Source organism: Streptomyces griseoluteus (genome assembly GCF_004784465.1).
Taxonomy (GTDB): Bacteria; Actinomycetota; Actinomycetes; order Streptomycetales; family Streptomycetaceae; genus Streptomyces; species Streptomyces griseoluteus.
This window is the reverse complement of sequence record NZ_SRRU01000006.1, coordinates 19,917-46,491: the sequence shown is the minus strand read 5'-3', so window position 1 is coordinate 46,491 and position 26,575 is coordinate 19,917. Positions and strand designations below refer to the sequence as shown.

Sequence of the window (26,575 nt, the reverse complement as noted above, 5' to 3'; positions counted from 1 at the left end):
CCGATGCCAGGACGTGATCAGGCTGTGACCGGTCGTTCGACCAACGTCAGCGCCCGCCCCGGAAGTTCCCCGCGGTCCGCCGCGGCCCCGCTGAGCCAGTGGACCCTGGGGTCGCGCCGGAACCACGTGTCCTGGCGGCGTGCGAAGCGCTTGGTGGTACGCACGGTCTCCACGCGCGCCTCCTCCTCGGTGCACTCTCCGGCGAGCGCGTTGAGCACCTGCTGGTACCCGAGCGCGCGGGACGCGGTACGGCCCTCGCGCAGCCCCCGGGCCTCCAGCGCGCGCACCTCGTCCACGAGCCCGGCCTCCCACATGAGGTCGACGCGGCGCGCGATGCGCTCGTCCAGCTCGGGGCGGGCGACGTCGACGCCGATCTGGAGGGTGTCGTAGACCGAGTCGTGGCCGGGGAGGTTGGCCGTGAAGGGGCGCCCGGTGATCTCGATGACCTCCAGAGCGCGGACGATGCGGCGGCCGTTGCTGGGCAGGATGGCGCGCGCGGCCTCGGGGTCGGCGGCGGCGAGGCGCGCGTGCAGGGCGCCGGGGCCGCGCAGGGCCAGCTCGTCCTCAAGGCGGCCCCGGACCTCGGGGTCGGTGCCGGGGAACTCCAGGTTGTCGACGGCGCCGCGCACGTACAGTCCTGAGCCGCCGACCAGGATCGGCCAGCGGCCCTCGGCGAGGAGGGCGTCGATGCGGGCGCGGGCCAGCTTCTGGTACTCGGCGACGGAGGCGGCGACCGTCACGTCCCAGATGTCGAGCAGATGGTGTGGGATTCCGCCGCGTTCCTCGGGGGTGAGCTTGGCGGTGCCGATGTCCATCCCCCGGTAGAGCTGCATCGAGTCGGCGTTGATGACCTCGCCGCCGAGCTGCTGGGCCAGGAAGACGCCGAGGTCGGACTTTCCGGCCGCGGTGGGGCCGACGACGGCGATGACACGGGGGGCGGGGGATGCACTGCTCACCGCACCAGTCTCGCAAACGTCGCGGGCCCGCCGGTGGCCGACGGCGAATGACGTGCGGTTACGCGGTCAGGGGTTACGGGCGTGACCTGGGCGGACGCATGGTGTGACGCCGCTTGGGGCGGGGTAGCGTCACTCACAAGCGCCGCATCACGCGCATTTGGGCTGTTCCGGAAGGTGGATCATGGGTCTGTTCGACAATGTGAAGGCAGCGCTCGGCCCGGCCAAGGACAAGGTGACGGACCTGGCCCGGCAGCACGGCGACGCGGTGCAGGACGGTCTCGACAAGGCCGCGCAGCTGGTCGACCAGCGGACCAAGGGCAAGTACACCGACAAGATCCACGCCGGTACGGACAAGGCGAAGGAAGCGGTGGACCGCCTCGGCCAGGAGGGCCGGAAGCCCGGCGAGGGCCCGCAGACCCCACCCCGGACTCCGCCGAAGAGCTAGCTCCAGGCGGCGACGAGGTAGCCGACGCCGTACGGCGCCTCGTCGTACAGCAGGGTGCCGTCCAGGCCCGCGTCCTCGGCCGCCGCGGCGAGGACCTGCCAGGGGGCGCGGCCGGACGCATGGAGTGCGCGGGCCAGGCCGGTGTCGAGTGCGGCGAGGGCCGCGAGGTCGGCAGTGCCCAGGGCGCGGGCGGCCTCGGCGTCGAAGGGGGCCGCGCGGTCGTCGAGATAGCCGGGGGCCTTGACCGTGCGGGAGGCGCTGCCGTCGCCCATCACGAGCAAAGCGATCCGGTCGTTCCCCCCAGCGATCTCCGCTCCGAGTCGGGCGCACTGGTCGGCGGGGAGATCGGCGTCCACGGCCACTCCCTCGACCGGTACGTCCGTCCAGCCGGTCCGGGCCAGCAGCCACGCGGCGACGGCCAGAGAAGCGGGCAGTTCCGGACCGGGCGCGTCCCCGGGGCCTAGTCTCACAGCCAGATCGACGCCGAAGTCCTGGAAGGAACCCCGAGTGCCCTGCGGGTAGTGCCCGCCCTCCTCGGCGGGGCCGAGGACCACCAAGCGGTCGGGGCGGCCGGCGGCGAGCACACCGAGCGCCTCCGCGCAGGCGGCTCGGGCGGCGTCCAGCTCGGGCGCGGCACCCGCGGCGACCTCGGGGACGAGCAGCGGGGGACAGGGGCAGACGGCGGCTGCGACAAGCATGATCGGCAGCGTAACCGCCTCACCCCCGGCCGGCCCGTGCCGTGGACCGGAGGCGAGGCGCGGTAAGGGTCAGTCGCAGCCGCAGCCGCTCGTGGCGGCCGGCAGCGGCGCGGGGACACCGATCTTCGGCAGGCCGAGCATGACGCCGGCCTTCTCCGTGGTCTCGGCCGCGTTGCGCTTCTCCCAGGCGTCGCCCGCGCGCGTGCGGCGCACGGCGAGGACGGGGCCCTCGGCGAGCAGGTGGTGCGGCGCGGCGTAGGTCACCTCGACGGTGACGACGTCGCCGGGGCGCACCTCCTCGTCCGGCTTGGTGAAGTGGACCAGACGGTTGTCGGGGGCGCGGCCGGAGAGGCGGTGCGTGGCGCCGTCCTTGCGGCCCTCGCCCTCGGCGACCATCAGCTCCAGGGTGCGGCCGACCTGCTTCTTGTTCTCCTCCCAGGAGATCTCCTCCTGGAGGGCGACGAGGCGCTCGTAGCGCGCCTGCACGACCTCCTTGGGGATCTGCCCCTCCATGGTCGCGGCGGGGGTGCCGGGACGCTTGGAGTACTGGAAGGTGAACGCCTGGGCGAAGCGGGCCTCGCGGACCACCTGCATGGTCTGCTCGAAGTCCTCCTCGGTCTCGCCGGGGAAGCCCACGATGATGTCGGTGGTGATGGCCGCGTGCGGGATGGCGGTGCGGACCTTCTCGATGATGCCGAGGTACCGCTCCTGCCGGTACGAGCGGCGCATCGCCTTCAGGACGGAGTCCGAGCCGGACTGGAGCGGCATGTGGAGCTGCGGCATCACGTTCGGCGTCTCGGCCATGGCGGCGATCACGTCGTCGGTGAAGTCGCGGGGGTGGGGGGAGGTGAAGCGGACGCGCTCCAGGCCCTCGATCTTTCCGCAGGCCCGCAGCAGCTTGCTGAACGCCTCGCGGTCACCGATGTCCGAGCCGTAGGCGTTGACGTTCTGCCCGAGCAGGGTGATCTCGCTGACGCCCTCGGCCACCAGCGCCTCGATCTCGGCGAGGATGTCGCCGGTCCTGCGGTCCTTCTCCTTGCCGCGCAGCGCCGGGACGATACAGAAGGTGCAGGTGTTGTTGCAGCCGACGGAGATCGACACCCAGGCCGCGTACGCGCTCTCGCGCCGGGTCGGCAGGGTGGAAGGGAACGCCTCCAGCGACTCGGCGATCTCGACCTGCGCCTCCTCCTGGACGCGGGCGCGCTCCAGCAGGACGGGCAGCTTGCCGATGTTGTGCGTACCGAAGACGACGTCGACCCAGGGCGCCCGCTTCACGATGGTGTCGCGGTCCTTCTGGGCGAGACAGCCGCCGACCGCGATCTGCATCCCGGGGCGCGACACCTTGCGCGGCGCGAGCCGGCCGAGGTTGCCGTAGAGCCGGTTGTCCGCGTTCTCGCGGACCGCGCACGTGTTGAACACGACCACGTCGGCGTCCCCGTCCGAACCCTCGGGCGCCCGTACGTAACCGGCGTCCTCGAGCAGCCCGGACAATCGCTCGGAGTCGTGGACGTTCATCTGGCACCCGTAGGTGCGCACCTCGTACGTCTTGGCTTCTCGAACGTCCACTGCCGGGCTCCGGTCGCTGCTGGTGGTCATGGGTCAAGGGTAGGCGGTCCCCGGACGCCCTCCGTCCCCCCTCCCGGCGGCCCGTGGCCGGGGACACAGCCGGGCCGTCAGTGCTCGGCCGGGGTCCATCCCTGGCGGCGCAGCACCGCCGACACGTCGGGCGCCCGGTAGTGGTCGCCCTTCAGGACCTTGCCGTCCTCGCGGCGGCTGATCTCGCCGGACGGCCCGACCTTGCTCATGTTGGCGCGGTGGATCTCGGCGATGACCTCGTCGAGGTCGATGCCGTGGACCAGGGCGGTGCCGTAGGCGACGTAGACCACGTCCGCCAGTTCCTGCGCGAGGTGGTCGAGGGGGCCGGTGACCGAGACCTCGGCCACCTCCGCGGCCTCCTCGGCGAGCAGTTCCCCTCGGTGCGCGGCGAGTTCGGGACTGATCTCGGTGGGTACGGCGCGGGCGTCGAGACCGAAGGCGCGGTGGAACTCGCTGACGAGACGGGCGGGAGAAGTGCTCATGCGGCGACTGTAACCGCCGCCTCCGACACCCCCGCCGCTTGTCCACAGGCGGCCAGAGAGACGGTCGCGCGGTTGTCCACAGCCCTGGTCCGGCCGCTTCCGGCCTGGCAGGATCGCCGGCATGTCCAAGGTGTTCCCGTTCGCCGAGATCTCCGCCCGGCTGCCCGGCCGGCGCCGCTTGCTGTGGGCGTCGGGCGTGGGAGTCGTGGTGCTCGGCCTGCTGCTCTGGTGGCTGGCACCGCTCGGCGAGAAGCCGCCGAGCGGGACGATCGTGTTCAGCACCGGCGGCACCCGCGGGGTGTACGAGGAATACGGCCGCCGTCTGCGCAACGAGTTGGCGAAGGACATGCCGGGTCTGACCGTGAAGCTCACCAGCAGCGCCGGTTCGCAAGAGAACGTGCAGCGGGTGGCGTCCGGCAAGGCCGACTTCACCATCGCGGCGGCCGACGCGGTGAAGACGTACCAGCAGGCGCACCCCGCCGAGCACCGGCTGCGCGGGGTGGCCCGGCTCTACGACGACTATGTGCAGCTCGTCGTGGCGCCCGGCGCCAAGATCGACAGCGTCGCCGACCTCCGGGACAAGCGGGTGGCCACCGGCCTGCCCAACTCCGGTGTGCGGCTGATCGCGAACGGGGTGCTAAAGGCCGCCGGGATCGACCCGGAGAAGGACATCGTCCCGGTGTCCGCGGGGATCGACACCGGTCCGGACATGCTGGCTGACCACGACATCGACGCCTTCTTCTGGTCCGGGGGCCTGCCGACCGGCGGGCTGACCGAACTGGCGGACAAGTCGGGGTTCCGGTTCATACCGATAGAGGGGAAGCTCGTCTCCCAGTTGCACGCCGAAGGGGAGCCGGCGCGCTACTACCGCGCCACCAACATGCCCGAGTCCGCGTATCCGCTCGTCCAGGGCGGCTCCACGGTGGCCACCATCGCGGTGTCCAACCTGCTGATGACGCGCTCGGACCTGGACCCGAGGCTCACGGAGTGGATAACCCGCATCGTGATCAAGAGCCGGGACGAGATAGGCAAGCACGTGCACTCCGCACAGCGCGTGGATCTGCGCACCGCCATCTACACCGACCCGCTCCCCCTGCACACCGGCGCCCGCCGCTACTACCGCTCCGTCAAGCCCTGACGGGGCCGGAGGCGGGGGCGTGCCGGGGCAGGGTGACGGTGACCCGCAGGCCCTCGGGCTCGTGGTGGCCGTAGGAGATGGAGCAGCCCGTCGCGGCGAGCAGGGCGCGGGTGATGGACAGGCCGAGTCCTGAGCCCTTGATGTTCTGATGGCGTCCGCTGCGCCAGAACCGGTCGCCCACGCGCTCGAGTTCGTCGTCGGTCAGGCCCGGCCCGGTGTCGGTGACCTGGATGGTGGTGGTGTCTCCGCTCGCCAGGACACCGACCTCGACCGTGCCGTGCTCGGGAGTGAACTTGACCGCGTTGTCGATCACCGCGTCCAGCGCGCTGGACAGGGAGATCGCGTCGGCCCAGGCGGTCGTGGGCGGGCAGTCGCCGACCAGCCGGACGCCCTTGGCCTCGGCGGTCGGCGTCCAGGCGGCGACCCGTTCCTCGGCCAGTGCGCCGATGTCGGTCAGCCGGGCCTCGGTCTCGGCGTGCTCGGCCAGCGCCAGGTCGAGCAGGTCGTCCAGCACCTGGGCCAGCCGCTTGCCCTCGGTGCGCACGGACGCGATCTCCTCGTTGCCCTGGGGGAGTTCGAGGGAGAGCAGTTCGATCCGCAGCAACAGAGCCGAAAGGGGGTTGCGCAGTTGATGGGAAGCATCCGCGACAAAGGCGCGCTGCTGCTCCAGCACGTCCTCGACGTTGTCCGCCATCTCGTTGAACGACCTTGCCAGCCGCCGCAGTTCGGGCGGCCCGCCGCCGACCGCGACACGCGACTTCAGACGCCCGGTGGCGATGTCGTGGGTGGTGGCGTCCAGGATGCGCACCGGCCGGAGCACCCAGCCGGTCAGCCGCAGCGCCGCGCCCACCGCGAGGAGCATCGCCGCTATCTCCCCGGCCGCGATCAGCGCCCAGCCGCGCAGCACCCGCCACCGCATCTGCTCGGTGGGCGAGTCGGTGACGACGACCGCCACCACGTCCCCGTCCCGGATGACCGGCGAGGCGACCACGAGCCGGGACCGCTGCCAGGGCCACACCTGGCCGGGGTCGTGGCTGCGGCGGCTGAGCAGCGCCTCCTCGAAGGCCGCCCGGACCGCCCCCTCCTGCGGTACCAACCAGTCGCCGGGTGCGTTGACCATGGCGGAGCGGTCGCTGTAGAAGACACCGGCACGAATGTCGTAGACGTCGTGGTAGCTCTCCAGCTCACGGTGGAGGGTCCGGAGGCGCTCGTCGGGGGCGGTGGAGCGGCTGCCGCTCGGGGTGTCGGTGACGAACTGGGCGAGCGCGGCGAAGCGCGCGGTGTCGTCTATCCGGTCCACGATGACGCGCTGCTGCTCGGCCGCGGCCACGCTGACGGCGAGCGGTACGCCGAGCGCGAGGAGCACGGCCGCCATCAGCACGATGAGCAGCGGCAGGAGCCGTGTGCGCACCCGGCCCCGCTATCCGGCCGGGGCGACGAGCCGGTAACCGACCCCGCGCACGGTCTCGATCAGCGCGGGCATGCGCAGCTTGGCGCGCAGCGACGCCACGTGCACCTCCAGCGTGCGCCCGGTCCCTTCCCAGCTGGTGCGCCACACCTCGCTGATGATCTGCTCCCGCCGGAAGACCACGCCGGGCCGCTGGGCGAGCAGCGCCAGCAGGTCGAACTCCTTGCGGGTCAGCGCGACGGCGGCCCCGGCCACGCTGACCTGCCGGGTGGGCAGTTCGATGCGGACCGTGCCGAGCAGCAGGGCGGTGCTGTCGTCGCCGGTCACGGCGTCCTCGGGGACGGTGCGGCGGCTGACGGCATGGATGCGGGCGAGGAGTTCACCGGTGTCGTACGGCTTCACCACGTAGTCGTCGGCGCCCAGGTTGAGCCCGTGGATACGGGAGCGGATGTCGGAGCGGGCGGTGACCATGATGACCGGGGTGCCGGTGCGCTTGCGGATCTTGCCGCAGACCTCGTAGCCGTCCTGGTCGGGCAGACCGAGGTCGAGCAGGATCACGCCGAAGCCGGGGCCCTCGGGGACGAGCGCCTGGAGCGCCTCCTCGCCGCTGCGGGCGTGGGTGACGTCGAAGCCGTGCCGGGCGAGGACCGCGGAGAGGGCCGCGGCGACGTGGTTGTCGTCCTCGACGAGCAGCAGTCTCATCCCGGCCCCCTTCAATTCAGCGTTCGTCCGGTCTGGGTTCTTCTCGGGTGTGTACCGATGGTGCGCGCGTGTGCACCATGCAGTGACGCCGATGAAGGACGACGCAGTCAAGAGCGTTCCGGTTGCCCGGGCCTTCCGTTATCCGGCCGATACGCGCACAGAAGGCAAGTGCTACGACACGTGTCCGATTGCTATCGGATCGTGATGCTCAGATTCACCTCAGATGTGGTGACGCCGACGCGGGGTCGTCACTACTGTCCACCGAAACCGAGGAGGACGGAGCCCGAGAGCGATGACCGAAGTAGCGGTGGCCAAGGAAGACGTGGCCGCGTCCGACGACCTGGTCGTCCTGAAGAGCGTCAACAAGCACTTCGGCGCGTTGCATGTGCTCCAGGAGATCGACCTGACGATCGGCCGCGGCGAGGTCGTCGTGGTCATCGGGCCGTCCGGGTCCGGCAAGTCGACCCTGTGCCGCACCATCAACCGTCTGGAGACGATCGACTCCGGCAGCATCACCATCGACGGCAAGCCGCTGCCCCAGGAGGGCAAGGCGCTGGCCCGCCTGCGGGCGGACGTCGGGATGGTGTTCCAGTCCTTCAACCTCTTCGCGCACAAGACCGTGCTCGAGAACGTGATGCTGGGCCAGCTCAAGGTCCGCAAGACGGACAAGAAGAAGGCCGAGGAGCAGGCGCGCGCCCTGCTCGACCGGGTCGGCGTCGGCAGCCAGGCCGACAAGTACCCGGCACAGCTGTCCGGCGGCCAGCAGCAGCGCGTGGCCATCGCGCGGGCGCTGGCGATGGACCCGAAGGTGATGCTCTTCGACGAGCCCACGTCGGCCCTGGACCCCGAGATGATCAACGAAGTCCTCGAGGTCATGCAGCAATTGGCCCGCGAGGGCATGACGATGGTCGTCGTCACCCACGAGATGGGCTTCGCCCGCTCGGCCGCCAACCGCGTGGTCTTCATGGCGGACGGCCGGATCATCGAACAGGCCGCCCCCGAGCAGTTCTTCAGCAATCCGCGCAGCGACCGGGCCAAGGACTTCCTGTCCAAGATCCTGCACCACTGAGCCCCGGGCCGGGCTCCCGCACCGACCGTGCAGTCCCGGCCGTCCGGATCTCCGGGCGGCCCGGTGCCGTCCGCGCGGCGGCCCGCGTCCTCGCGCTCTTTCTCACGTTCGCTCCGTCACGCATCACGCAAAGGATGTCCACCATGAAGCTCCGCAAGGTCACAGCCGCCTCCGCCGTCGTGCTCGCGCTCGCCGTGTCCGTCACCGCGTGCGGCGGCGACAAGAAGGACGACGCCTCGGGCGGCAAGAAGATCAAGATCGGCATCAAGTTCGACCAGCCGGGTCTCGGTCTGAAGCAGCCCGACGGCTCCTTCTCCGGTTTCGACGTGGACGTCGCCACCTACGTCGCCAAGAAGCTCGGCTACCAGCCGAAGCAGATCGAGTGGGTCGAGACCAAGAGCGCCGACCGCGAGAACGCCCTCCAGCGCGGCGACGTCAAGTTCATCGCGGCCACCTACTCCATCACGGACGAGCGCAAGCAGAAGGTGGACTTCGCCGGCCCGTACCTGCTGGCCCACCAGGACCTGCTGGTGAAGAAGGGCTCCGACATCACCAAGGGCACGGATCTCAACAGCAAGAAGCTGTGTTCCGTGACCGGTTCGACCTCGGCGCAGAACGTCCAGAAGACGATCGCCCCGAAGGCCAACCTGCGTCCCCTGTCCGGCTACTCGGAGTGCGTCGCCGGTCTCCAGAGCGGCGCCGTGGACGCGCTGACCACGGACGACTCGATCCTCGCGGGCTTCGCCGCGCAGGACAAGTACAAGGGCCAGTTCCAGCTCACGGGTCTGAAGCTCAGCAACGAGAACTACGGCATCGGCGTCAAGAAGGGCGACTCCGCGACCGTCGACAAGATCAACAAGGCGCTGGAGCAGATGGTCGCCGACAAGTCGTGGGACAAGGCCGTCGAGAAGAACTTCGGGCCGGCCCAGTACAAGAACGAGCCCGCCCCGAAGATCGGCGACATCGTCAAGTAGTCCCGGCTCCACAACGCGAGGACCTGGCGGGCTCCGCACGGTCCACGGCCCGCGCCGCCGTCCACCGCTTCCCGGACGGCGGCGCGCCCCGACCACCCCGTAGGCCACACACCCGGAAGCGCGGGAGAACGTGTTCGACTTTCTTGAAGGCTACGACGTCCTGGGGGCGTTCTGGACGACGGTGCAGCTCACCGTCTTCTCCGGCGTCGGCTCCCTCGTCTGGGGCATCCTGCTGGCCGGCATGCGGGTCAGCCCTGTCCCGCTGATGCGCGGGTTCGGCACCGCCTACGTCAACATCGTGCGGAACATCCCGCTGACGATCATCATCCTGTTCACCTCGCTCGGCCTCGCCGACATCTTCGGCGTCACCATGGGCGCCGAGGACTTCAAGATCCAGGGCTTCCGGCTGGCCGTGCTCGGACTGATCGCCTACACGGCGGCGTTCGTGTGCGAGGCGATCCGCTCCGGCATCAACACGGTGCCGCTCGGGCAGGCCGAGGCGGCCCGCGCCATCGGGCTGAGCTTCTCCCAGACGCTGCGGCTGATCGTGCTGCCGCAGGCGTTGCGCTCCGTCATCGGCCCGCTGGCCAACGTCCTGATCGCCCTGACCAAGAACACCACGGTGGCGGCCGCCATCGGCGTGGCCGAAGCCGCCACCCTGATGAAGACGATGATCGAGAACGAGGCCCAGACCGTGGCCATCGGCGCCGTCTTCGCCCTCGGCTTCGTGGTACTGACCCTGCCGACCGGCCTCCTGCTGGGCTGGCTCGGCAAGCGACTGGCGGTGAAGCGATGAGTTCCGTCCTCTACGACACGCCCGGCCCCCGCGCCCGGACGCGCAACGTCGTCCTCTCGGTGGTCTTCTTCGTCCTGCTCGGCCTGGTGCTGTGGTGGGCCGCGATGAAGCTGGACGACAAGGGCCAGTGGGCGTGGGCGCTGTGGAAGCCCTTCACCACCAGCGAGGCGTGGACCACCTATCTGCTGCCCGGTCTCGGCAACACCCTGAAGGCCGCCGCGCTCTCCATGGTGATCGCGCTGCCCCTGGGAGCGATATTCGGCATAGCCCGGATGTCCGACCACCGCTGGGTGCGCATACCGGCCGGCGTGGTCGTGGAGTTCTTCCGCGCCATCCCGGTGCTGCTGCTGATGCTGTTCGCCGGTGAGTTCTACGTCCGCTCCACCGACATCCCCAGCGACTCCCGGCCGTTGTACGCCGTCATCACCGGCCTGGTGCTCTACAACGCCTCGGTGCTCGCCGAGGTCGTCCGGGCGGGCATCCTCTCGCTGCCGAAGGGGCAGACGGAGGCCGCGTACGCCATCGGGTTGCGCAAGGGCCAGACGATGGCGGGCATCCTGCTGCCGCAGGCCGTCACCGCGATGCTCCCGGCCATCGTCAGCCAGCTGGTGGTGATCGTGAAGGACACGGCGCTCGGCGGTGTCATGCTCCAGTTCACCGACCTGCTCAACGCCCGCAGCACCCTGGCGGCCAACTACGCCAACGTCATCCAGAGCTTCGCCGTGGTGGCGGTCCTCTACATCGTGCTGAACTTCCTGCTCACCTCCTTCGCCTCCTGGCTGGAGGGCCGGCTGCGCCGCAGCACGCGCGGTACCGGCGCGGTGCTCGGGGCCGGCACGGTCGAGGACCTCAACGCGGGTGAGGTCGGCGGCTCGGCGCCTGCCGGCAAGACCGGCTGACACCTGCTCAGACGTGCCCCTGGGGGGCCGGGACGGCGTGCAAGCGCCGTCCCGGCCCCCCATTGCGGTCCTGGGCTCCGTGCCCGATCCTGGTGGAGTGATCGCCACGGGCCCCGGTCACTTGACGCATACTCTGCCAATGGGTTGCATACGTTCTGTGATCGTGCACCCCGCTTCACCTTCCTGTTCCCGCGTGTTCGTCGAGGCATCGTCATGGGCAGGGGGCGCCACGCCGTGGACCCGGTGATCATCGTCGGAGCGGGGCCCGTCGGGCTCACGCTCGCCCTGGCGCTGGCCCGCCAGGAGGTGCCGTCCGTCGTCCTCGACGAGACCGGCGGCAAGGACGAGCCCCGGCCGGCGCGCACCGTCGTACTGCGCGAGGACACCGCGGCACTCCTGGAGCGGCTGACCACGGTACGGGCCGGTGCCCTGGGGCTGCGCTGGAGCGGCTGGCGCTCGCAGCGACGCAGGCAGGTGGTGGGCGAGATCGCGTTCGCGGCCGGCGACCCCGCGCCGCTCCACGTCGAACAGCACGTCCTCACCGCCGCCCTGCGCGCGGCCGCCGACGCCGAACCGCTGATCGAGGTCGCCCTGGACAGCCGTCTCGACTCCCTCGAACAGGAGCGCTCCGGCGTCACCGCGCACACCCGCGGCCCGCGGGGCACCTGGTGGCGCGGCAGTCATCTGGTCGGCTGCGACGGCCCCCGCTCCACGGTCCGCAAACTGATGGACATCCGCTTCCCCGGCCGAACGGCGGTGGAGCGGCACGCGGTCGCCACCCTGCGCGTCGAACTCCCGTGGGAAGGCAGTGCGTTGCTGCACCGGATGCCGCCGTGGCGGTCGTCCGGTCATCCCTCCACTGAGGTCAGCGCCCGCCCGCTGCCGGACAGCACCTGGCGCCTGGACTGGCTGCTGCCGGCCAGCAAGGACCTGATCACGCCCGAGTTCATGGTGAGCAACGTCCGCAAGACTCTCGCGGGCTGGACCGGAGGCGCTGTCCCGGCCTACGACCTCGTCGACACCGGTGTGCACGCCGTCCATCACCGGCTGGCCCGCCGGTGGCGCTCCGGCCGGGTCTTCCTCGCCGGGGACGCCGCCCACCTGCTGGGCGCGCTCGGCACCCAGGGCCTCGACGAGGGGTTGCGGGACGCCGACAACCTCGCCTGGAAGCTGGCCGTCGCCTGGCACCACGGCGCGCACGAGGCGCTGCTCGACAGCTATCAGGCCGAGCGGCGCGCGGTGGTCGCCGCCCGGCTGCGCGCCGCCGACCAACTGCTCCCGGTGCTGCGCGGCGGCGGCGGACTGCGCGGCTACATCCCCGGCGCGTCCCGCAATCACGACACCCTGATGACGGACGGTCACCTGGGGCGCGGTGCGCTCGGCGAGCCGGGGGCGTACGCCGCCTCGCCGCTCGCGCCCCGCTACCTGGAGGGCGAGATCCCGGTCGACACCGAGCCGGGCGCGCCTGTCACCGATGTACGGGTCACGGCGGAGGACGGTTCCTTCGTACGGCTGCGCGACCGGCTGGGCCGGGGGGCGCTGCTCGTCGTCCTGATCGCGCCCGGTACAGGGGTGTGGGACCGCAAGCACTGGATGTCCGCCGGGGTCATGCCCCGGCTGGCGGCCGCGGTGACCGCGCTGCCGCACCGGGCGGAGCTGCTGGTCGCGGAGAGCTATCCGGGAGCCCCGGCGCACAGCGTGCTCCTGATCCGCCCGGACGGCCATCTGGTCACCGCGCTCAGCGGGGTACGGCCCGCCGATCTGTACGCGGCGGGGGAGGCCGCGCTCGGGGGCGCGGTGCCGCTGGAGGACGCTCTGAAGGAGGAGGCGGAGGCCGGTTCGGGGGCCCGCTGACCTCGGGCGCGGCCCCTCGCTGTCCACATGATGAGGACCGATTGACCGGAGTGCGGCGGCATGTTGTACTCCGAATCGTGACCGACACCCATGTATGCCTGTGGCGGAGGGTCCATATGGACCTGCTCCGCTACGCGGGCTGCGTGTGTCGTCCGTCCTGCTGAATTCGCATCCCCCTTCTCCGGGCGCCGTCGCGCGCCCGTTCGGCGAACTCTCTTCAGGACGGTGCACGTGTCTGTCTCCCCCCTCACCTCCCCCACGCCCACCTCGGCCCCGAGCCAGGCCGAGCTGCTCGACTTCCTCCGGCGCGCCGCCGCCGACGCGGAACTGATCGCCTCCCTCCCGCTCGACCCCGAGGGCCGCACCTGGCTGCGGCTGGAGGGGCCGGGCGGCAGCGAGGCGTGGCTGATCGGCTGGCCGCCCGGCACCGGCACCGGCTGGCACGACCACGCGGACTCGGTCGGCGCCTTCCTCACCGCGTCCGGCGAGCTGCACGAGAACTCACTGGCCGCCCGGCTGCCCACCGACGGCTGGCGGACCCTGGAACTCATCGGGGACGTCGACCGCGAACGGCGCCTCGGCGCCGGTCAGGGCCGTGCCTTCGGCCGGCACCATGTGCACGAGGTGTTCAACGACTCCCCCGACCGGCACGCCGTTTCGGTCCACGCCTACTACCCGCCGCTGCCGCGCATCCGCCGCTACAGCCGTACTGGCCAGGTGCTCCGGCTGGAGCAGGTCGAGCGCCCGGAGGACTGGCAGTGAGCGGCGACAGCGACGCGCTGCGTCCGGTCGGCATCGACGAGCTGCTGGAACGGGTCCGCTCCGGCTACCGGCGCATCGAGCCGCGAGCGGCGCACGAGGCGGCCCGCGACGGCGAGGCCCTGCTGGTCGACATCCGGTACGCGGCCCTGCGCGACCGGGACGGGCTGATCCCTGGTGCCCTGGTGATCGAGCGCAACGAGCTGGAGTGGCGGCTCGATCCGCAGGGCAGCCACCGGGTGCCGGAGGCCACCGGGCACGATCTGCGGGTCGTGATCATCTGCAACGAGGGCTACGCGTCCAGCCTGGCGGCCGCCTCCCTGCACCAGCTCGGCCTGCGCCGCGCGACCGACCTGGTGGGCGGCTTCCAGGCGTGGCGCGCGGCGGGGCTGCCGGTGGAGCCGGTGGAGCCGGTGGAGCCGGTGGAGCCGGTGGCCTGAGCACTACGTCCGCTCGGGGCTAGGCGCCCTGAGCGGACCCTCCTGGCCGACCCTCAGAATCCGTCCTCCGCCAGGAACTCCGTGTCCTCGCCCTCTTCCTCCAGCGCCTGACGGACGACGCGGAGGGCCATGCCCTCGGGATACCCCTTGCGGGCGAGCATCCCGGCGAGGCGGCGGAGCCGTTTGTCCCGGTCGAGCCCACGGGTGGCACGCAGCTTGCGGTCCACCAGCTCGCGGGCGGTCGACTCCTCCTGCTCGGAGTCGAGCTGTCCCACTGCCTCGTCGATCAGCGCCGAGTCGACGCCCTTGGTGCGCAGTTCACGGGCGAGGGCGCGACGGGCCAGCCCCCGGCCGTGGTGCCGCGACTCCACCCAGGCGTCCGCGAAGGCACTGTCGTTGATCAGTCCGACCTCCTCGAACCGCGACAGCACCTCTTCGGCGACCTCGTCCGGGATCTCCCGCTTGCGCAGGGCGTCCGCGAGCTGCTTGCGGGTGCGCGGGGTTCCGGTGAGCAGGCGCAGACAGATGTTCCGCGCCTTCTCGGCCGGGTCCGCCTCCGTGGAGGACACCCCTTGCCCGGCCCTCGACGGGCGCGGGGTGTCCTCGTCCGTGCCGGCGGGCTCCCCGAAGCCGCGCCGCCGACGGCCGCGCCGGGAGGAGCCGCCCCCGTGGGACCCCTCCGAGCCTGTGCCGTCCCACCCGGACCGGCGTGGTGCCGGGTGGCTGTCCTCGAGTCCGTCCGCGTCGTCACCGGGCCCGGCCGTGGCCGGGTCGCGTCCGATGCCCCTCCCCCGTGGGGCACCGGACGCGGAGTGGTCGTACTCGGCCCAGTCGGTTCGTCGCGTCACGGGTCAGCTCTTGGCTGCGGCGGCCTTGGGCTTGGTGGCCTTGGCCGGGGCGGGAGCAGCCTTGGCGTCCGTGGCCTTGGCATCGGCGCCGGGGGCGGTGACCGCGGCGGCGTCCGTGCCCGGCTCGGCGGCGGGCTTCTCGGGACGCACTCCGACGCCCAGCTTCTCCTTGATCTTCTTCTCGATCTCGTTGGCGAGGTCGGGATTGTCCTTGAGGAAGTTGCGGGCGTTCTCCTTGCCCTGACCAAGCTGGTCGCCCTCGTACGTGTACCAGGCACCGGCCTTGCGGACGAAGCCGTGCTCCACGCCCATGTCGATCAGACCGCCCTCGCGGCTGATGCCCTGGCCGTAGAGGATGTCGAACTCGGCCTGCTTGAACGGCGGGGCGACCTTGTTCTTGACGACCTTGCAGCGGGTGCGGTTGCCGACCGCGTCCGTGCCGTCCTTCAGGGTCTCGATCCGGCGGATGTCGATGCGCACCGAGGCGTAGAACTTCAGCGCGCGGCCACCGGTCGTGGTCTCCGGCGAGCCGAACATGACGCCGATCTTCTCGCGGAGCTGGTTGATGAAGATCGCGGTCGTCTTGGACTGGTTGAGCGCGCTGGTGATCTTCCGCAGGGCCTGACTCATCAGGCGGGCCTGGAGACCCACGTGGCTGTCGCCCATCTCGCCCTCGATCTCCGCGCGCGGGACGAGCGCGGCGACGGAGTCGATGACGATGAGGTCGAGCGCGCCGGAGCGGACCAGCATGTCCACGATCTCCAGCGCCTGCTCGCCGTTGTCCGGCTGGGACAGGATCAGGTTGTCGATGTCAACGCCGAGCTTCTTCGCGTACTCGGGGTCGAGGGCGTGCTCCGCGTCGACGAAGGCGACCTGGCCGCCGGCCTTCTGCGCGTTGGCCACGGCGTGCAGGGTGAGGGTCGTCTTACCGGAGGACTCCGGGCCGTAGATCTCCACGACACGGCCGCGCGGCAGACCACCGACGCCGAGGGCCACGTCGAGGGCGGTCGAGCCGGTCGGGATGACCTCGATGGGCTCCATCGACCGCTCGCCCATGCGCATCACTGCGCCCTTGCCGAATTGTCGTTCAATCTGTGCGAGCGCGGCGTCGAGCGCCTTCTCGCGGTCGGTTCCTGCCATGGGTTCCACCCGGTTTGCTTGAGTCGATCGCTTCACGTCAAAGACGCTAACGCCTGCCACTGACAACGCGCCCCGACGTCGGCCCGGCCTGTGGATAACTGGGGTACATCCCTACCCGAACCGTACGTAAATCCCTGCCGTCGGCCTCGCCTGCGCTTCCATAAGAATGGATGTTCGATTTTCATGTCAAGCACGTCAGCCCCCGGTGGGTCCGGTGCGGTCGAGCATGCTTGGCCCGGCTGTGGAAGGCGCTGCGGGAGCCTCACAGCCGCCCCGGGCCCCTGAGACAGGCCACAGCGGCGACCCCCGCCGCCAGCAGCAGAGCACCCGGCAAGGAAAGCGCCGCAAGCGGCCCCGCGAGCACGGCCCGCACGGCGAAGCCGGTGATCTTCATGCTGGCGCCCGTCGTGAAGATCTGGCTGCGCAGACGGTCAGGGGACTCGCGCTGGCGGACGGCGAACAGGGCCGTCAACTGCGGGCGCCCTCGCCAGTGCCGATCAGCAGCGCGACCCCGATGAGCGCGGCCGGTCGGCCCGCGCTCCACCCGATCGAGCAACGGCCCCGCGACAACGTCTACGTCACCCGGGGCAGCGGCCCGCCCCGCCGCTACTGCTCGCGGCGGTGCGCCACCCAGGAGCGGGTGGCGGCCCACCACCGCGCCCGCGCCGAGCGGGAAGCCTCCCAGACCCTTAGCCCTCCGAGTCCGGCTCCGGGCCGCGCGGGCGCCCCAGGCGGAGGCGGAGGAAGGTGTTGGGGCGGCCCTGCCGGGGCAGCCGGTGGCCGTGCACGCGCGGGTCGTCCGTGACCGTGTACCGCTTGACGTACGCCCCCAGGAACGCCTGCAGCGTGGCGACCGCCGGAATGGCGATCAGGGCGCCCACCGCGCCGAGCAGGGCGGTGCCCACGATGACCGAGCCGAAGGCGACGGCCGGGTGGATGTCGACGGTCTTGGAGGTCAGCTTGGGCTGCAGCATGTAGTTCTCGAACTGCTGGTAGACCACGACGAAGACCAGCACCCAGACCGCGTACCAGGGCGCCACGGTGAACGCGATCAGCATCGGCAGCGCGCCCGCGAGATAGGTGCCGATGGTCGGTATGAACTGCGAGACCAGGCCGACCCAGACGCCGAGCACGGGCGCGTACGGCACGCCGAGGGCCTGGAGCAGGATGTAGTGCGCGACGCCGGAGACGAGGGCCATCAGGCCGCGCGAGTAGATGTAGCCGCCGGTCTTGTCGACGGCGATCTCCCAGGCGCGCAGCACCTCCGCCTGCCGCGCGGGCGGCAGCACCGAGCACAGGGCACGGCGCAGCCGGGGGCCGTCGGCGGCGAAGTAGAACGAGAACAGGCCGACGGTGAGGATCTGGAAGAGCCCGCCGAGCACCTGCGCGGACACGTCGAGCACGCCGGCCGCGCTGGTCTGCGCGTACTTGCGCAGCCAGTCGGAGTGGAGCAGGCCCTCCTGGACGTCGACCCGGCGGACCTGCAGGTGGAAGGTCTGGTTGACCCAGTTGATGACCGAGTCGAGGTACTCGGGGAATCCCTCGATCATCTTGATGATCTGGCCCGCGAGTATCGAGCCGAGCAGGGTGAAGAAGCCCGCGGTGACGACTGCCAGGCCGAGAAAGACCAGGAAGGTGGCGAGCCCCCGGCGCATCCCGCGCGCGGACATAAGGCTGACGGCGGGCTCGATGGCGAGCGCCAGGAAGAACGCGATCAGGATGTTGAGGAGGAGCCCGGTCAGCTCGTGGAAGGCCCAGCTCCCCAGTTGGAACAGGGCGACCAGCGCGAGCGCCAGCACCATGGCGCGCGGCAGCCAGCGCGGCATCCGGGCATTCGTGAGCGCACCGGCCGCGGGCTCACGCGGCGGCGTGCCGGCGGAGGCGGCGGCCTCGGCCGGAGGTGCCGTCTGCGGGTCGGTCGGCTCGATGTCGTCGATGCGTGCCACGGGCCAAGTCTGGCCCACGCCACCGACAGCGCGGACCGTATGAGGGCCCGGGGCACCTACTCGGTATGTGGCCGTCAACACACCCGGCGGGGTGTCCGCCGACCGGGGGCCGGCGATCCGCGTATTTCACCCCCGCCTTTCGGCCGATGTCGCCCGGCACCGGGCGACGACCGCGGCTCAGCGCTTGTCCCCCGGCACGTCCATCACGGCGCACACCACGCGCCACACGTCCTTGGCGTCCCAGCCGGCCTCGAGTGCCTGGTGCACTGTCCGTCCGCCCAGCTCGGACATGATGTGATCGCGCGCGAAGGAGTCGGCGTACCCCGCACCGAAGTGCTCCGCCATCCGCTGCCAGAAGACCGTCAACCGCATGCCTCAAGTATCCCGCCTCAGGGGGCGGGAGTGTCCGGGACCGTTCTCGGCGGGCTCCGGTGGCTCTACGGTCTGGTCCATGGCCGAATCAGATGGTCCCTCACTCCCCTCCGCGCGCCCGGCGCACACCCCCCTCCTCCGCGCGGAGCGCTTCGTCTGGCTCACCGCGCGCGTGCTGGAACAGCGGCTCTTCGCGTACCGCTTCCTGAACGGCGGCGCGGACCCGGTGGAGCGTGCCCTGGACGCCTATCGCAACGAGGACGGCGGCTACGGCCACGCTCTGGAGCCCGACCTGCGCGGCCCGGTGAGCCAGCCGCTGCACACCGCCCGCGCGCTGCACGTTCTGGACGCGGTCGGCCGGTGCGGCGGGCAGCGGGTGGAGCGGGTGTGCCGCTATCTGAGCTCGGTGTCCACCGCGGACGGCGCCCTGCCGGCGGTCTGTCCGAGCCAGCGCGGCTACCCGGTGGCACCTTTCGTGCCGGTGGTGGACGACCCGCCGAGCGAGCTGCTGGCGACGGGTCCGGTGGTGGGCCTGCTGCATCGCAACGAGGTGTGGCACGCGTGGCTGTTCCGGGCCACCGACTTCTGCTGGCAGGCCGTGGACGCCCTGGAAGCGTCGCATCCGTACGAGATCGAGGCCGCCGTGGCCTTCCTGGACGCCGCTCCCGACCGTGCCCGCGCGGAGGCGGCCGCCGACCGGCTCGGCCGCCTGGTGCGCGAGCGGCGGCTCGCGGCGCTGGACCCGGACCGTCTCGACACGTACCCCGTCGCCCCCGGCTACGCGCCCGGCGAGCACCACTTCCCGCACGACTTCGCGCGCACCCCCGTCTCGCTCGCGCGGGCGTGGTTCACGGACGAGGAGATGGCGCGTTCGCTGGACTTCCTCGCCGCCGAGCAGCAGGAGGACGGCGGCTGGCCCGTTCGTTGGCGCCAGTGGGCACCGGCTCCGGCCCTGGAGGCGCGCGCCGGGGTGACCATCGAGGCGCTGCGCACCCTCAGGGCGTACGGCCGCTACGTCGGCTGACCCGGCGCTCAGCCGGTCAGGGCGCGTACGCCGGCGGTCACCACCACGGCCACCGCGACGACCACCAGGAACGGCGCCCGGAGCAGCAGCGCCACGGCCGCAGCGGCCACTCCTGCGGCCCGCGCGTCCAGGACGAGGGCGTGGCCGTCGGCGAAGGTCTGCTGGGCGGTGAGGGCGGCCAGCAGGGCGACCGGCAGCAGCGCGGCGAGCTTCTTGACCAGGGGCCGTTCCACGGCGCTCGCGGGGACGAGCAGTCCGGCGAGTTTGACGGCGTAGCAGCCGAGCGCGGTGACGCCGATGGCGAGCCAGGTGTTCAACGGTCCTCCTCCGGGGCGTCCGGCCGCTGGGCGGAGCGGGCCCGAAGGCCTTGGACGAGCAGGGCGAGCGGCGCCGCCAGGGCAGCCACCAGTACGGGGGCCCCGGCGGGCAGTACGGGCAGCAGGCCGAGGCCCAGGACGACCGCCAGGGCAGCGACCGCGCGTTCGGTGAAGGTGGTCAGCATGGGCGCGAGCAGCGCCAGGAAGACGGCGGGTCCCGCCGCGTCCAGCCCCCAGGCGTCGGTGTCCCCGAGGGCCTGCGCGCCGAGGGCGCCGAGCAGGGTGGTGAGGTTCCACAGCACGTAGAGGCTGAGCCCGGTGACGGTGAAGCCGAGCCGCGCCGAGCGGCGGTCCGGCTGGGCCACGGTGACGGCGGTGGTCTCGTCGATCACCCATTGGGCGGCGAACGGCCGCAACGCGCGCGGGAGGGCGAGCAACTGCGAGAGCCGCAGCCCGTAGAACGCGTTGCGCACGCCCAGGAAGAACGCGCCCGCCGCAGCCGTGAACGGGTTCCCGCCGGCCGCGAGTGCCCCTACGAGGGCGAACTGGGAGGCGCCGGTGAAGACCAGGAGGCTGAGTGCGCAGGTCTGGAGGAGTCCGAGTCCGCTGCCGGCCGAGGTGACGCCGAAGGCGAAGCCGGAGAGCCCTACGGCGACGCCGACCCCGAGGGCGTCCCGTACGACGGCGCTGTCCGGCTTTCCCGCGTCCTCGGCGGCTCTGTCCGCGAGTGCTGTCTGTCGCTGTGCCACGCCCCGGACGCTACGGCCGCCCGCCCGGCGCCGTCTTGTACGTTGTTGCGCCCGCCCACGTTCTCGCGTTCGCGCTGGTAGGCGCCCGGCGGCACGCCGACGATGCGGGCGAAGTGACGGTTGAGGTGGGGCTGGTCGGTGAAGCCGACGAGCGCGGCGGCCTCGGCGGGCGGGGTGCCGGTGTCCAGCAGGAGCCGGGCGCGGCGTACGCGCGCGTCGGTGAGCCAGGTGTGCGGGGGCATGCCGTAGGCGTCCCGGAAGGCCCGCAGCAGGGCGAAGCGGCTGGTGCCGAGGTCGGTGGCCAGGCGCTCCAGGCCGGGCGGCTCCGCCATCCGTTCCTCCAGCACGGCACGCGCGCGTGCGGCGATCCCGGCGCCGGCCGAGCGGGGGCGCCGCTCGGGCAGCGGGCCGCCGTTGAGCCGCAGCAGCCTGGTCACCGCGACGCTCAGCAGGGTGTCGGCGGCCAGCGCGTTGCCCTCCTCGGCGGCGCGCAGGATCTGGTGGACGAGGCGGACGGTGTACGGGTCGTCCACCATCGGCGCGACGAAGCCGGGCGTGCCCCGGATGGTGGTCGTCTCGGCCGCTATCCCGGCCACCACCTCGGGCGAGGGGTAGACCGCGCCGTACCGCCAGCCCTCGGGGACGCCCGCGCGCCCGGTGTGCGGGGTGTCCGGGTTGACCAGGGCGAGGGCACCCGCGCCCACGGAGACGTCGGCGCCCCGGTGGTGGAAGACCTCGACGCCGTCCACTATGGCCGCGATCACGAAATTCTCGTGGGTGTGGCGGACGAAGGTCTTGCGGATGTAGTGGGCACGGAGCAGGTCGACGCCGGGCAGTTCCGCGTACCGCCAGTGCCGTGCCCGCTCGTCTGAACCCGCCATACGCCCATTGTCGGCCACGCCCGCCGGTCGAGGCGCACCCCGATCCGTCCCGTTTGCCCAGGTCAGCCCGATTGTCAGTGGGCGGGTGCAGGATAGAGGCATGGTCAGTCCCGCCCACCCGGCCCTCGAAGGCTTCTCCCCCGCGACCCGCGAATGGTTCACGGGGGCGTTCCACGCGCCCACCGAGGCCCAGGCCGGCGCCTGGAAGGCCCTCAACGAGGGGTCGGACGCGCTGGTGGTGGCGCCGACCGGCTCCGGCAAGACGCTGGCCGCCTTCCTCGCCGCCCTGGACCAGCTGGCCTCCACCCCGCCCCCGGCCGACCCGAAGAAGCGCTGCCGGGTGCTGTACGTGTCCCCGCTGAAGGCGCTCGCGGTCGATGTGGAGCGCAATCTGCGCAGCCCGCTGACCGGCATCCGGCAGGAGTCCGTGCGCCTGGGCCTGCCCGAGCCCGAGATCAAGGTGGGCATCCGCTCCGGCGACACCCCGCCCGCCGAGCGGCGCGCCCTGGTGACCCGCCCGCCGGACATCCTGATCACCACCCCCGAGTCGCTGTTCCTCATGCTGACCTCGTCCGCGCGGGACGCGCTCACCGGCATCGAGACCGTGATCCTGGACGAGGTGCACGCGGTCGCGGGCACCAAGCGCGGCGCGCACCTCGCGCTGTCCCTGGAGCGGCTGGACGAGCTGCTGCCCAAGCCCGCCCGCCGGATCGGCCTGTCGGCGACCGTGCGGCCGGTGGACGAGGTGGCCCGTTATCTTTCGCCCCAGCGCAAGGTGGAGATCGTCCAGCCCGAGTCGGGCAAGGAGTTCGACCTCTCGGTGGTCGTGCCCGTCGAGGACATGGGCGAGCTGGGCGGCTCCCCCGCGGCCGACGGCGACGACAAGGCAGAGAAGCCCTCGATCTGGCCGCACGTCGAGGAGAAGATCGCCGACCTGGTCCAGTCGCACCGCTCGACCATCGTGTTCGCCAACTCCCGCCGGCTGGCGGAGCGGCTGTGCAACCGGCTCAACGAGATCGCCTACGAGCGGGCCACCGGCGAGAAGCTGGACGAGCACCACTCCCCGGCCGAGCTGATGGGCGGCTCGGGCGCGGCCCAGGGCGCGCCGCAGGTGATCGCCCGCGCGCACCACGGCTCGGTCTCCAAGGAGCAGCGCGCACTCGTCGAGGAGGACCTGAAGGCCGGGCGGCTGCCCGCCGTGGTGGCCACCTCCAGCCTGGAGCTGGGCATCGACATGGGCGCCGTCGACCTGGTCGTCCAGGTCGAGTCCCCGCCCTCGGTCGCCTCCGGCCTCCAGCGCGTGGGCCGCGCCGGGCACCAAGTGGGCGCCGTCTCCACTGGCGTGGTCTTTCCCAAGTACCGGGGCGACCTGGTGCAGGCGGCCGTGGTCACCGAGCGGATGCGCTCGGGCGGGATCGAGTCGCTGCGGGTGCCGTCCAACCCGCTGGACGTGCTGGCCCAGCAGATCGTCGCCATGACGGCGCTGGACACCTGGCAGTTCGACGACCTGCTGGCGACCGTGCGGCGCGCGGCGCCCTTCGCCTCGCTCCCCGAGTCCGCGTTCACCGCCACCCTGGACATGCTCGCGGGCCGGTACCCGTCGGACGCGTTCGCGGAACTGCGCCCCCGTCTGGTGTGGGACCGCGTGGCCGGCACCATCAGCGGCAGGCCCGGCGCCCAGCGGCTCGCCGTGACCTCCGGCGGCACCATCCCCGACCGGGGCCTGTTCGGCGTCTTCCTCGCCGGTTCCGACCCCAAGAAGGGCGGCGGCCGGGTCGGCGAGCTGGACGAGGAGATGGTGTACGAGTCCCGCGTGGGCGACGTCTTCACGCTGGGCACGAGTTCCTGGCGCATCGAGGACATCACCCGCGACCGGGTCCTGGTCTCCCCCGCGCCCGGTGTGCCGGGCCGGCTGCCCTTCTGGAAGGGCGACCAGCTCGGCCGCCCGCTCGAACTGGGCCGTGCACTCGGCGCGTTCCTGCGCGAGGTCGGCGCGCTGTCCGAGGAGGACGCCCGGCTGCGCCTGCTCACCGCGGGCCTGGACGCGTGGGCGGCGGACAACGTCCTGTCCTACCTCGCCGAGCAGCGCGAGGCCTGCGGGCACGTCCCGGACGACCGCACCATCGTCGTGGAGCGCTTCCGGGACGAGCTGGGCGACTGGCGAGTCGTGATCCACTCCCCCTTCGGCGCCCAGGTCCACGCCCCCTGGGCGCTCGCGCTGGGTGCCCGCCTCTCCGAGCGGTACGGCATGGACGCACAGGTCATGCACGCCGACGACGGCATCGTGCTGCGCCTGCCCGACGCCGACCTGATGGGCCTGGACCTGCTGGACCAGAGCCCCGGCAAGGGCGGCACGGAGTACGACGGCGAGCAGGCCCCGGTCGGCGCGGCGGACGTCGCCTTCGACAAGGGCGAGGTCGACCAGGTCGTCACCGACCAGGTCGGCGGCTCGGCCCTGTTCGCCTCCCGCTTCCGGGAGTGCGCCGCCCGCGCGCTGCTGCTGCCACGCCGCAACCCCGGCAAGCGCACCCCGCTGTGGCAGCAGCGCCAGCGCGCCGCTCAGCTGCTGGAGGTGGCCAGCGAGTTCGGGTCGTTCCCGATCGTCCTGGAGGCGATCCGCGAGTGCCTCCAGGACGTGTTCGACGTGCCCGGCCTGGTCGAGCTGATGGGCGACATCGAGTCCCGCAAGGTCAGCCTGGTCGAGGTCACCACCCCCGAACCCTCCCCGTTCGCCCGCTCCCTGCTGTTCGGTTATGTCGCCCAGTTCCTCTACGAGGGCGACTCCCCCCTCGCCGAGCGCCGCGCCGCCGCGCTCTCCCTGGACTCCCGGCTGCTGGCCGAGCTGCTGGGCCAGGCGGAACTGCGGGAGCTGCTCGACGCCGAGGTGCTGACCGAGCTGGAGCGCGAACTCCAGTGGCTCACCGAGGACCGGCGTGCCAAGGACCCGGAGAGCGTCGCGGACCTGCTCCGGCTGCTGGGCCCGCTGACCGACGCCGAGCTGGCCGAGCGGGGCGCCGAGCCGGAGTGGGCGCGTGAGCTGGCCGCCGCCCGGCGGGTCATCAAGGTGCGCGTCGCCGGTGCGGACCACTGGGCGGCCGTCGAGGACGCGGGCCGTCTGCGCGACGCACTGGGCACGGCGCTGCCGGTCGGTGTCCCCGAGGCGTTCACCGAGCCGGTGAAGGACCCGCTCGGCGACCTCCTGGCGCGCTACGCCCGTACCCACGGCCCCTTCACTTCGGCCTCCGCCGCCGCGCGCTTCGGTCTGGGCGTCGCGGTCACCGAGGGGGCCCTCCAGCGGCTGGCCGCCGGCGGCCGGGTCGTGCAGGGCGAGTTCCATCCGGCGGGCATCGGCCAGGAGTGGTGCGACGCCACGGTGCTGCGCCGGCTGCGCCGCCGTTCGCTGGCCGCGCTGCGGCACGAGCTGGAGCCGGTGCCGCCCGCCGCGCTCGCCCAGTTCCTCCCGCAGTGGCAGCACATCGGCAAGGGCCACACGCTGCGCGGCACCGACGGACTGGTGCGCGCCATCGAGCAGTTGCAGGGCGCCTCGGTGCCCGCCTCCGCGCTGGAGAAGCTCGTCCTGCCGTCCCGCGTGGCGGACTACAAGCCGTCGATGCTGGACGAGCTCACCGCGGCGGGTGAGGTCGTGTGGGCCGGGGCGGGCTCGCTGCCCGGCAAGGACGGCTGGGTCTCGCTCTACCTCGCGGACACCGCGCCCCTCTTGCTGCCGCCCGCCCACCCCCTGGAGCTGAGCCCGCTCCACCAGTCGGTCCTGGACACGCTCTCCGGCGGTTACGGCCTGTTCTTCCGGCAGATCGCCGACCAGGTCCGCGCCACCACGCACCCCGAGGCCAGCGACGCCCACCTGGCCGACGCCCTGTGGGACCTGGCCTGGTCGGGCCGGCTCACCAACGACACCCTGGCCCCGATGCGCGCCCTGCTGGGCTCGGGCCGAACGGCGGGTGCGACGGCCCACCGTGCCAAACGCAATGTCCCGCGAGGGCGTTACGGGTCCCTGACCGCCGCCGCCCGCGCCACCTCGCGGTCCGGCCCGCCGACCGTGGGCGGCCGCTGGTCGTTGTTGCCCGTGCCCGAGCCGGACGCCACCGTGCGCGCCCACGCGCGTGCGCGTGCCCTGCTGGACCGGCACGGGGTGGTGACGCGCGGTGCCGTGGGCGCGGAGGGCGTCGAGGGCGGTTTCTCGGCGGTGTACCGGGTGCTGTCCGTGTTCGAGGAGAGCGGCCAGGCCCGGCGCGGCTATGTGGTCGAAGGTCTCGGCGCCGCCCAGTTCGCCATGGACGGCGCGGTGGACCGCCTCCGGGCGGTGTCGAACGCCCGTGACCGGGGCGAGCGGGTGATGCCCGCCCCGGCACCTGCGGGCAACGGCGCGCTCCCGCCCTTCCCCGGTAACGGCCACGCCGCGTCCGACGCCTTCGACCCGTCCTCCGGCGGATTCGGACATCCGAGCATCGACGGCGACTTCGCCTGGCCGCCCCGGGGCGGGGACGACGGCGGTCTCCCGCGCCCCTTCGGCCCGGCGACCATCACCGACCCGTACGCCTCCCCCGGCCAGGGCGGCCCGCGCGGCGGCTCGGGCTACGGCTCCCTTGCGAGCCGGAGCTACGGCCCCCGTACGCGGGACACCGCCCCCGACTCCAAGGCGGTGGTCCTCGCCGCCGCCGACCCCGCCAACGCGTACGGCGCCGCCCTGCCCTGGCCCGAACCCCCGACCGGTGCCGGGCACAAGCCGGGCCGCAAGGCGGGCTCACTGGTCGTCCTGGTGGAGGGCGAGCTGACCCTCTACATGGAGCGCGGCGGCAAGACCCTGCTGGCCTGGCCCACCGAACCGGACTCCGCGGCGGCCGACGACCCCCGCCTGCGCGCGGCGGCGGAGGCCCTGGCGGCGGCCGCCCGCGCGGGCTCCCTGGGCACGGTCACCGTGGAGCGGATCAACGGCACCGCGGCCCTGACCTCGACCCTGGGCCCCCTGCTGGAGGGCGCCGGCTTCATAGCGACGCCACGCGGTCTGCGCCTGCGCGCGTAGGCCCGGCGGCCGGAGAAGGCCCCCGCGCCGTGGCACCCTGG

At 72.2% G+C, this 26,575-nt stretch carries 26 protein-coding genes and 1 pseudogene; 13 read left to right on the top strand and 14 right to left on the bottom strand.

Annotation, left to right across the window (positions count from 1 at the left end):
- Positions 1-17: 17 nt before the first annotated feature.
- Entirely contained in the window at positions 18-956 is a 939-nt protein-coding gene (miaA, locus tag E5082_RS17400) for a tRNA (adenosine(37)-N6)-dimethylallyltransferase MiaA (RefSeq protein WP_135792176.1), read from the bottom strand.
- A gap of 181 nt (positions 957-1,137) precedes the next feature.
- On the opposite strand from miaA, the gene E5082_RS17395 reads away from it, so the two are divergent.
- Entirely contained in the window at positions 1,138-1,401 is a 264-nt protein-coding gene (locus E5082_RS17395; protein WP_135792175.1) for an antitoxin, read from the top strand.
- Here E5082_RS17395 and E5082_RS17390 read toward each other — a convergent pair.
- The 3 genes from E5082_RS17390 to E5082_RS17380 form a co-directional block, all read right to left on the bottom strand.
- On the bottom strand, positions 1,398-2,099 hold the full coding sequence (locus E5082_RS17390; RefSeq protein ID WP_135792174.1) for a class III extradiol ring-cleavage dioxygenase family protein: 702 nt from the start codon (positions 2,097-2,099) through the stop codon (positions 1,398-1,400). The genes E5082_RS17395 and E5082_RS17390 overlap by 4 nt on opposite strands.
- A gap of 69 nt (positions 2,100-2,168) precedes the next feature.
- Positions 2,169-3,695 (bottom strand): tRNA (N6-isopentenyl adenosine(37)-C2)-methylthiotransferase MiaB, encoded by a 1,527-nt coding sequence (gene miaB / locus E5082_RS17385; protein ID WP_135792173.1) that lies wholly within the window; start codon positions 3,693-3,695, stop codon positions 2,169-2,171.
- Positions 3,696-3,772: 77 nt separating this feature from the next.
- Positions 3,773-4,177: a pyrophosphohydrolase domain-containing protein gene (locus tag E5082_RS17380; RefSeq protein ID WP_135792172.1), complete on the bottom strand. Its 405-nt coding sequence runs from the start codon at positions 4,175-4,177 to the stop codon at positions 3,773-3,775.
- Positions 4,178-4,298: 121 nt separating this feature from the next.
- On the opposite strand from E5082_RS17380, the gene E5082_RS17375 reads away from it, so the two are divergent.
- Positions 4,299-5,315, top strand: coding sequence for a TAXI family TRAP transporter solute-binding subunit (locus tag E5082_RS17375; RefSeq protein WP_135792171.1), 1,017 nt, complete (start codon positions 4,299-4,301; stop codon positions 5,313-5,315).
- Here the strand turns inward: E5082_RS17375 and E5082_RS17370 are convergent.
- Complete coding sequence (locus tag E5082_RS17370) at positions 5,305-6,726, bottom strand: sensor histidine kinase (protein WP_135792170.1); 1,422 nt, start codon at positions 6,724-6,726, stop codon at positions 5,305-5,307. The two genes, E5082_RS17375 and E5082_RS17370, sit on opposite strands and share 11 nt — an antisense overlap.
- Before the next feature lie 9 nt (positions 6,727-6,735).
- A complete protein-coding gene (locus tag E5082_RS17365; protein ID WP_135792169.1) occupies positions 6,736-7,425 on the bottom strand; it encodes a response regulator transcription factor in 690 nt (229 codons plus the stop codon).
- 292 nt (positions 7,426-7,717) lie between these two features.
- Between E5082_RS17365 and E5082_RS17360 the strand changes: the two genes are divergently transcribed.
- The 8 genes from E5082_RS17360 to E5082_RS17330 all read left to right on the top strand — a co-directional run bounded on the left by E5082_RS17360 (position 7,718) and on the right by E5082_RS17330 (position 14,216).
- Complete coding sequence (locus tag E5082_RS17360; RefSeq protein WP_135792168.1) at positions 7,718-8,494, top strand: amino acid ABC transporter ATP-binding protein; 777 nt, start codon at positions 7,718-7,720, stop codon at positions 8,492-8,494.
- Positions 8,495-8,637: 143 nt separating this feature from the next.
- Positions 8,638-9,468 carry a glutamate ABC transporter substrate-binding protein gene (locus E5082_RS17355; RefSeq protein WP_135792167.1) on the top strand — a complete coding sequence of 277 codons (831 nt, stop codon included), beginning with the start codon at positions 8,638-8,640 and terminating at the stop codon, positions 9,466-9,468.
- Positions 9,469-9,598: 130 nt separating this feature from the next.
- A complete protein-coding gene (locus tag E5082_RS17350; RefSeq protein WP_135792166.1) occupies positions 9,599-10,264 on the top strand; it encodes an amino acid ABC transporter permease in 666 nt (221 codons plus the stop codon).
- Positions 10,261-11,163 carry an amino acid ABC transporter permease gene (locus E5082_RS17345; protein WP_135792165.1) on the top strand — a complete coding sequence of 301 codons (903 nt, stop codon included), beginning with the start codon at positions 10,261-10,263 and terminating at the stop codon, positions 11,161-11,163. The genes E5082_RS17350 and E5082_RS17345 overlap by 4 nt, the downstream gene beginning before the upstream one ends.
- A 234-nt stretch (positions 11,164-11,397) precedes the next feature.
- Positions 11,398-13,017 carry an FAD-dependent monooxygenase gene (locus E5082_RS17340; protein WP_135792494.1) on the top strand — a complete coding sequence of 540 codons (1,620 nt, stop codon included), beginning with the start codon at positions 11,398-11,400 and terminating at the stop codon, positions 13,015-13,017.
- 50 nt (positions 13,018-13,067) lie between these two features.
- Positions 13,068-13,181 carry a putative leader peptide gene (locus tag E5082_RS33575; RefSeq protein ID WP_341869160.1) on the top strand — a complete coding sequence of 38 codons (114 nt, stop codon included), beginning with the start codon at positions 13,068-13,070 and terminating at the stop codon, positions 13,179-13,181.
- A gap of 67 nt (positions 13,182-13,248) precedes the next feature.
- Positions 13,249-13,779: a cupin domain-containing protein gene (locus E5082_RS17335; protein ID WP_229918872.1), complete on the top strand. Its 531-nt coding sequence runs from the start codon at positions 13,249-13,251 to the stop codon at positions 13,777-13,779.
- Positions 13,776-14,216 carry a rhodanese-like domain-containing protein gene (locus E5082_RS17330; RefSeq protein ID WP_229918873.1) on the top strand — a complete coding sequence of 147 codons (441 nt, stop codon included), beginning with the start codon at positions 13,776-13,778 and terminating at the stop codon, positions 14,214-14,216. The genes E5082_RS17335 and E5082_RS17330 overlap by 4 nt, the downstream gene beginning before the upstream one ends.
- Positions 14,217-14,269: 53 nt before the next feature.
- Here E5082_RS17330 and recX read toward each other — a convergent pair whose 3' ends face one another.
- The 3 genes from recX to E5082_RS17315 all read right to left on the bottom strand — a co-directional run bounded on the left by recX (position 14,270) and on the right by E5082_RS17315 (position 16,676).
- Positions 14,270-15,064 (bottom strand): recombination regulator RecX, encoded by a 795-nt coding sequence (recX, locus tag E5082_RS17325; protein WP_135792163.1) that lies wholly within the window; start codon positions 15,062-15,064, stop codon positions 14,270-14,272.
- Between the two features lie 3 nt (positions 15,065-15,067).
- Positions 15,068-16,204, bottom strand: coding sequence for a recombinase RecA (gene recA / locus E5082_RS17320; protein ID WP_086693892.1), 1,137 nt, complete (start codon positions 16,202-16,204; stop codon positions 15,068-15,070).
- A 262-nt stretch (positions 16,205-16,466) separates the two neighbouring features.
- On the bottom strand, positions 16,467-16,676 hold the full coding sequence (locus E5082_RS17315) for a hypothetical protein (protein ID WP_190045298.1): 210 nt from the start codon (positions 16,674-16,676) through the stop codon (positions 16,467-16,469).
- A gap of 96 nt (positions 16,677-16,772) precedes the next feature.
- Here E5082_RS17315 and E5082_RS33705 point away from each other — a divergent pair.
- Positions 16,773-17,009: pseudogene (locus tag E5082_RS33705) on the top strand (CGNR zinc finger domain-containing protein); the annotation flags it as partial.
- On the opposite strand, the gene E5082_RS17305 reads toward E5082_RS33705, so the two are convergent.
- Both E5082_RS17305 and E5082_RS17300 read right to left on the bottom strand, forming a co-directional pair.
- Positions 16,894-18,030, bottom strand: a complete 1,137-nt coding sequence (locus E5082_RS17305; RefSeq protein WP_279638111.1) for an AI-2E family transporter — start codon at positions 18,028-18,030, stop codon at positions 16,894-16,896. The pseudogene E5082_RS33705 and the gene E5082_RS17305 overlap by 116 nt on opposite strands.
- A 297-nt stretch (positions 18,031-18,327) precedes the next feature.
- Positions 18,328-18,522 carry a DUF3046 domain-containing protein gene (locus E5082_RS17300; RefSeq protein ID WP_135792162.1) on the bottom strand — a complete coding sequence of 65 codons (195 nt, stop codon included), beginning with the start codon at positions 18,520-18,522 and terminating at the stop codon, positions 18,328-18,330.
- Between the two features lie 79 nt (positions 18,523-18,601).
- On the opposite strand from E5082_RS17300, the gene E5082_RS17295 reads away from it, so the two are divergent.
- Complete coding sequence (locus E5082_RS17295; protein ID WP_135792161.1) at positions 18,602-19,546, top strand: prenyltransferase/squalene oxidase repeat-containing protein; 945 nt, start codon at positions 18,602-18,604, stop codon at positions 19,544-19,546.
- Positions 19,547-19,554: 8 nt separating this feature from the next.
- On the opposite strand, the gene E5082_RS17290 is transcribed toward E5082_RS17295, so the two are convergent.
- From E5082_RS17290 to E5082_RS17280, 3 genes are read right to left on the bottom strand one after another with little or no spacing between them, the layout of a single operon-like run.
- Positions 19,555-19,863 (bottom strand): AzlD domain-containing protein, encoded by a 309-nt coding sequence (locus tag E5082_RS17290; protein WP_030803336.1) that lies wholly within the window; start codon positions 19,861-19,863, stop codon positions 19,555-19,557.
- On the bottom strand, positions 19,860-20,612 hold the full coding sequence (locus tag E5082_RS17285) for an AzlC family ABC transporter permease (protein WP_135792160.1): 753 nt from the start codon (positions 20,610-20,612) through the stop codon (positions 19,860-19,862). Before E5082_RS17285 ends, E5082_RS17290 begins: the two co-directional genes overlap by 4 nt.
- Positions 20,510-21,493: an AraC family transcriptional regulator gene (locus E5082_RS17280; RefSeq protein WP_135792159.1), complete on the bottom strand. Its 984-nt coding sequence runs from the start codon at positions 21,491-21,493 to the stop codon at positions 20,510-20,512. The genes E5082_RS17285 and E5082_RS17280 overlap by 103 nt, the downstream gene beginning before the upstream one ends.
- Before the next feature lie 100 nt (positions 21,494-21,593).
- Here E5082_RS17280 and E5082_RS17275 point away from each other — a divergent pair, with 100 nt between their 5' ends.
- Entirely contained in the window at positions 21,594-26,534 is a 4,941-nt protein-coding gene (locus tag E5082_RS17275; RefSeq protein WP_135792158.1) for an ATP-dependent helicase, read from the top strand.
- Positions 26,535-26,575: the final 41 nt, after the last annotated feature.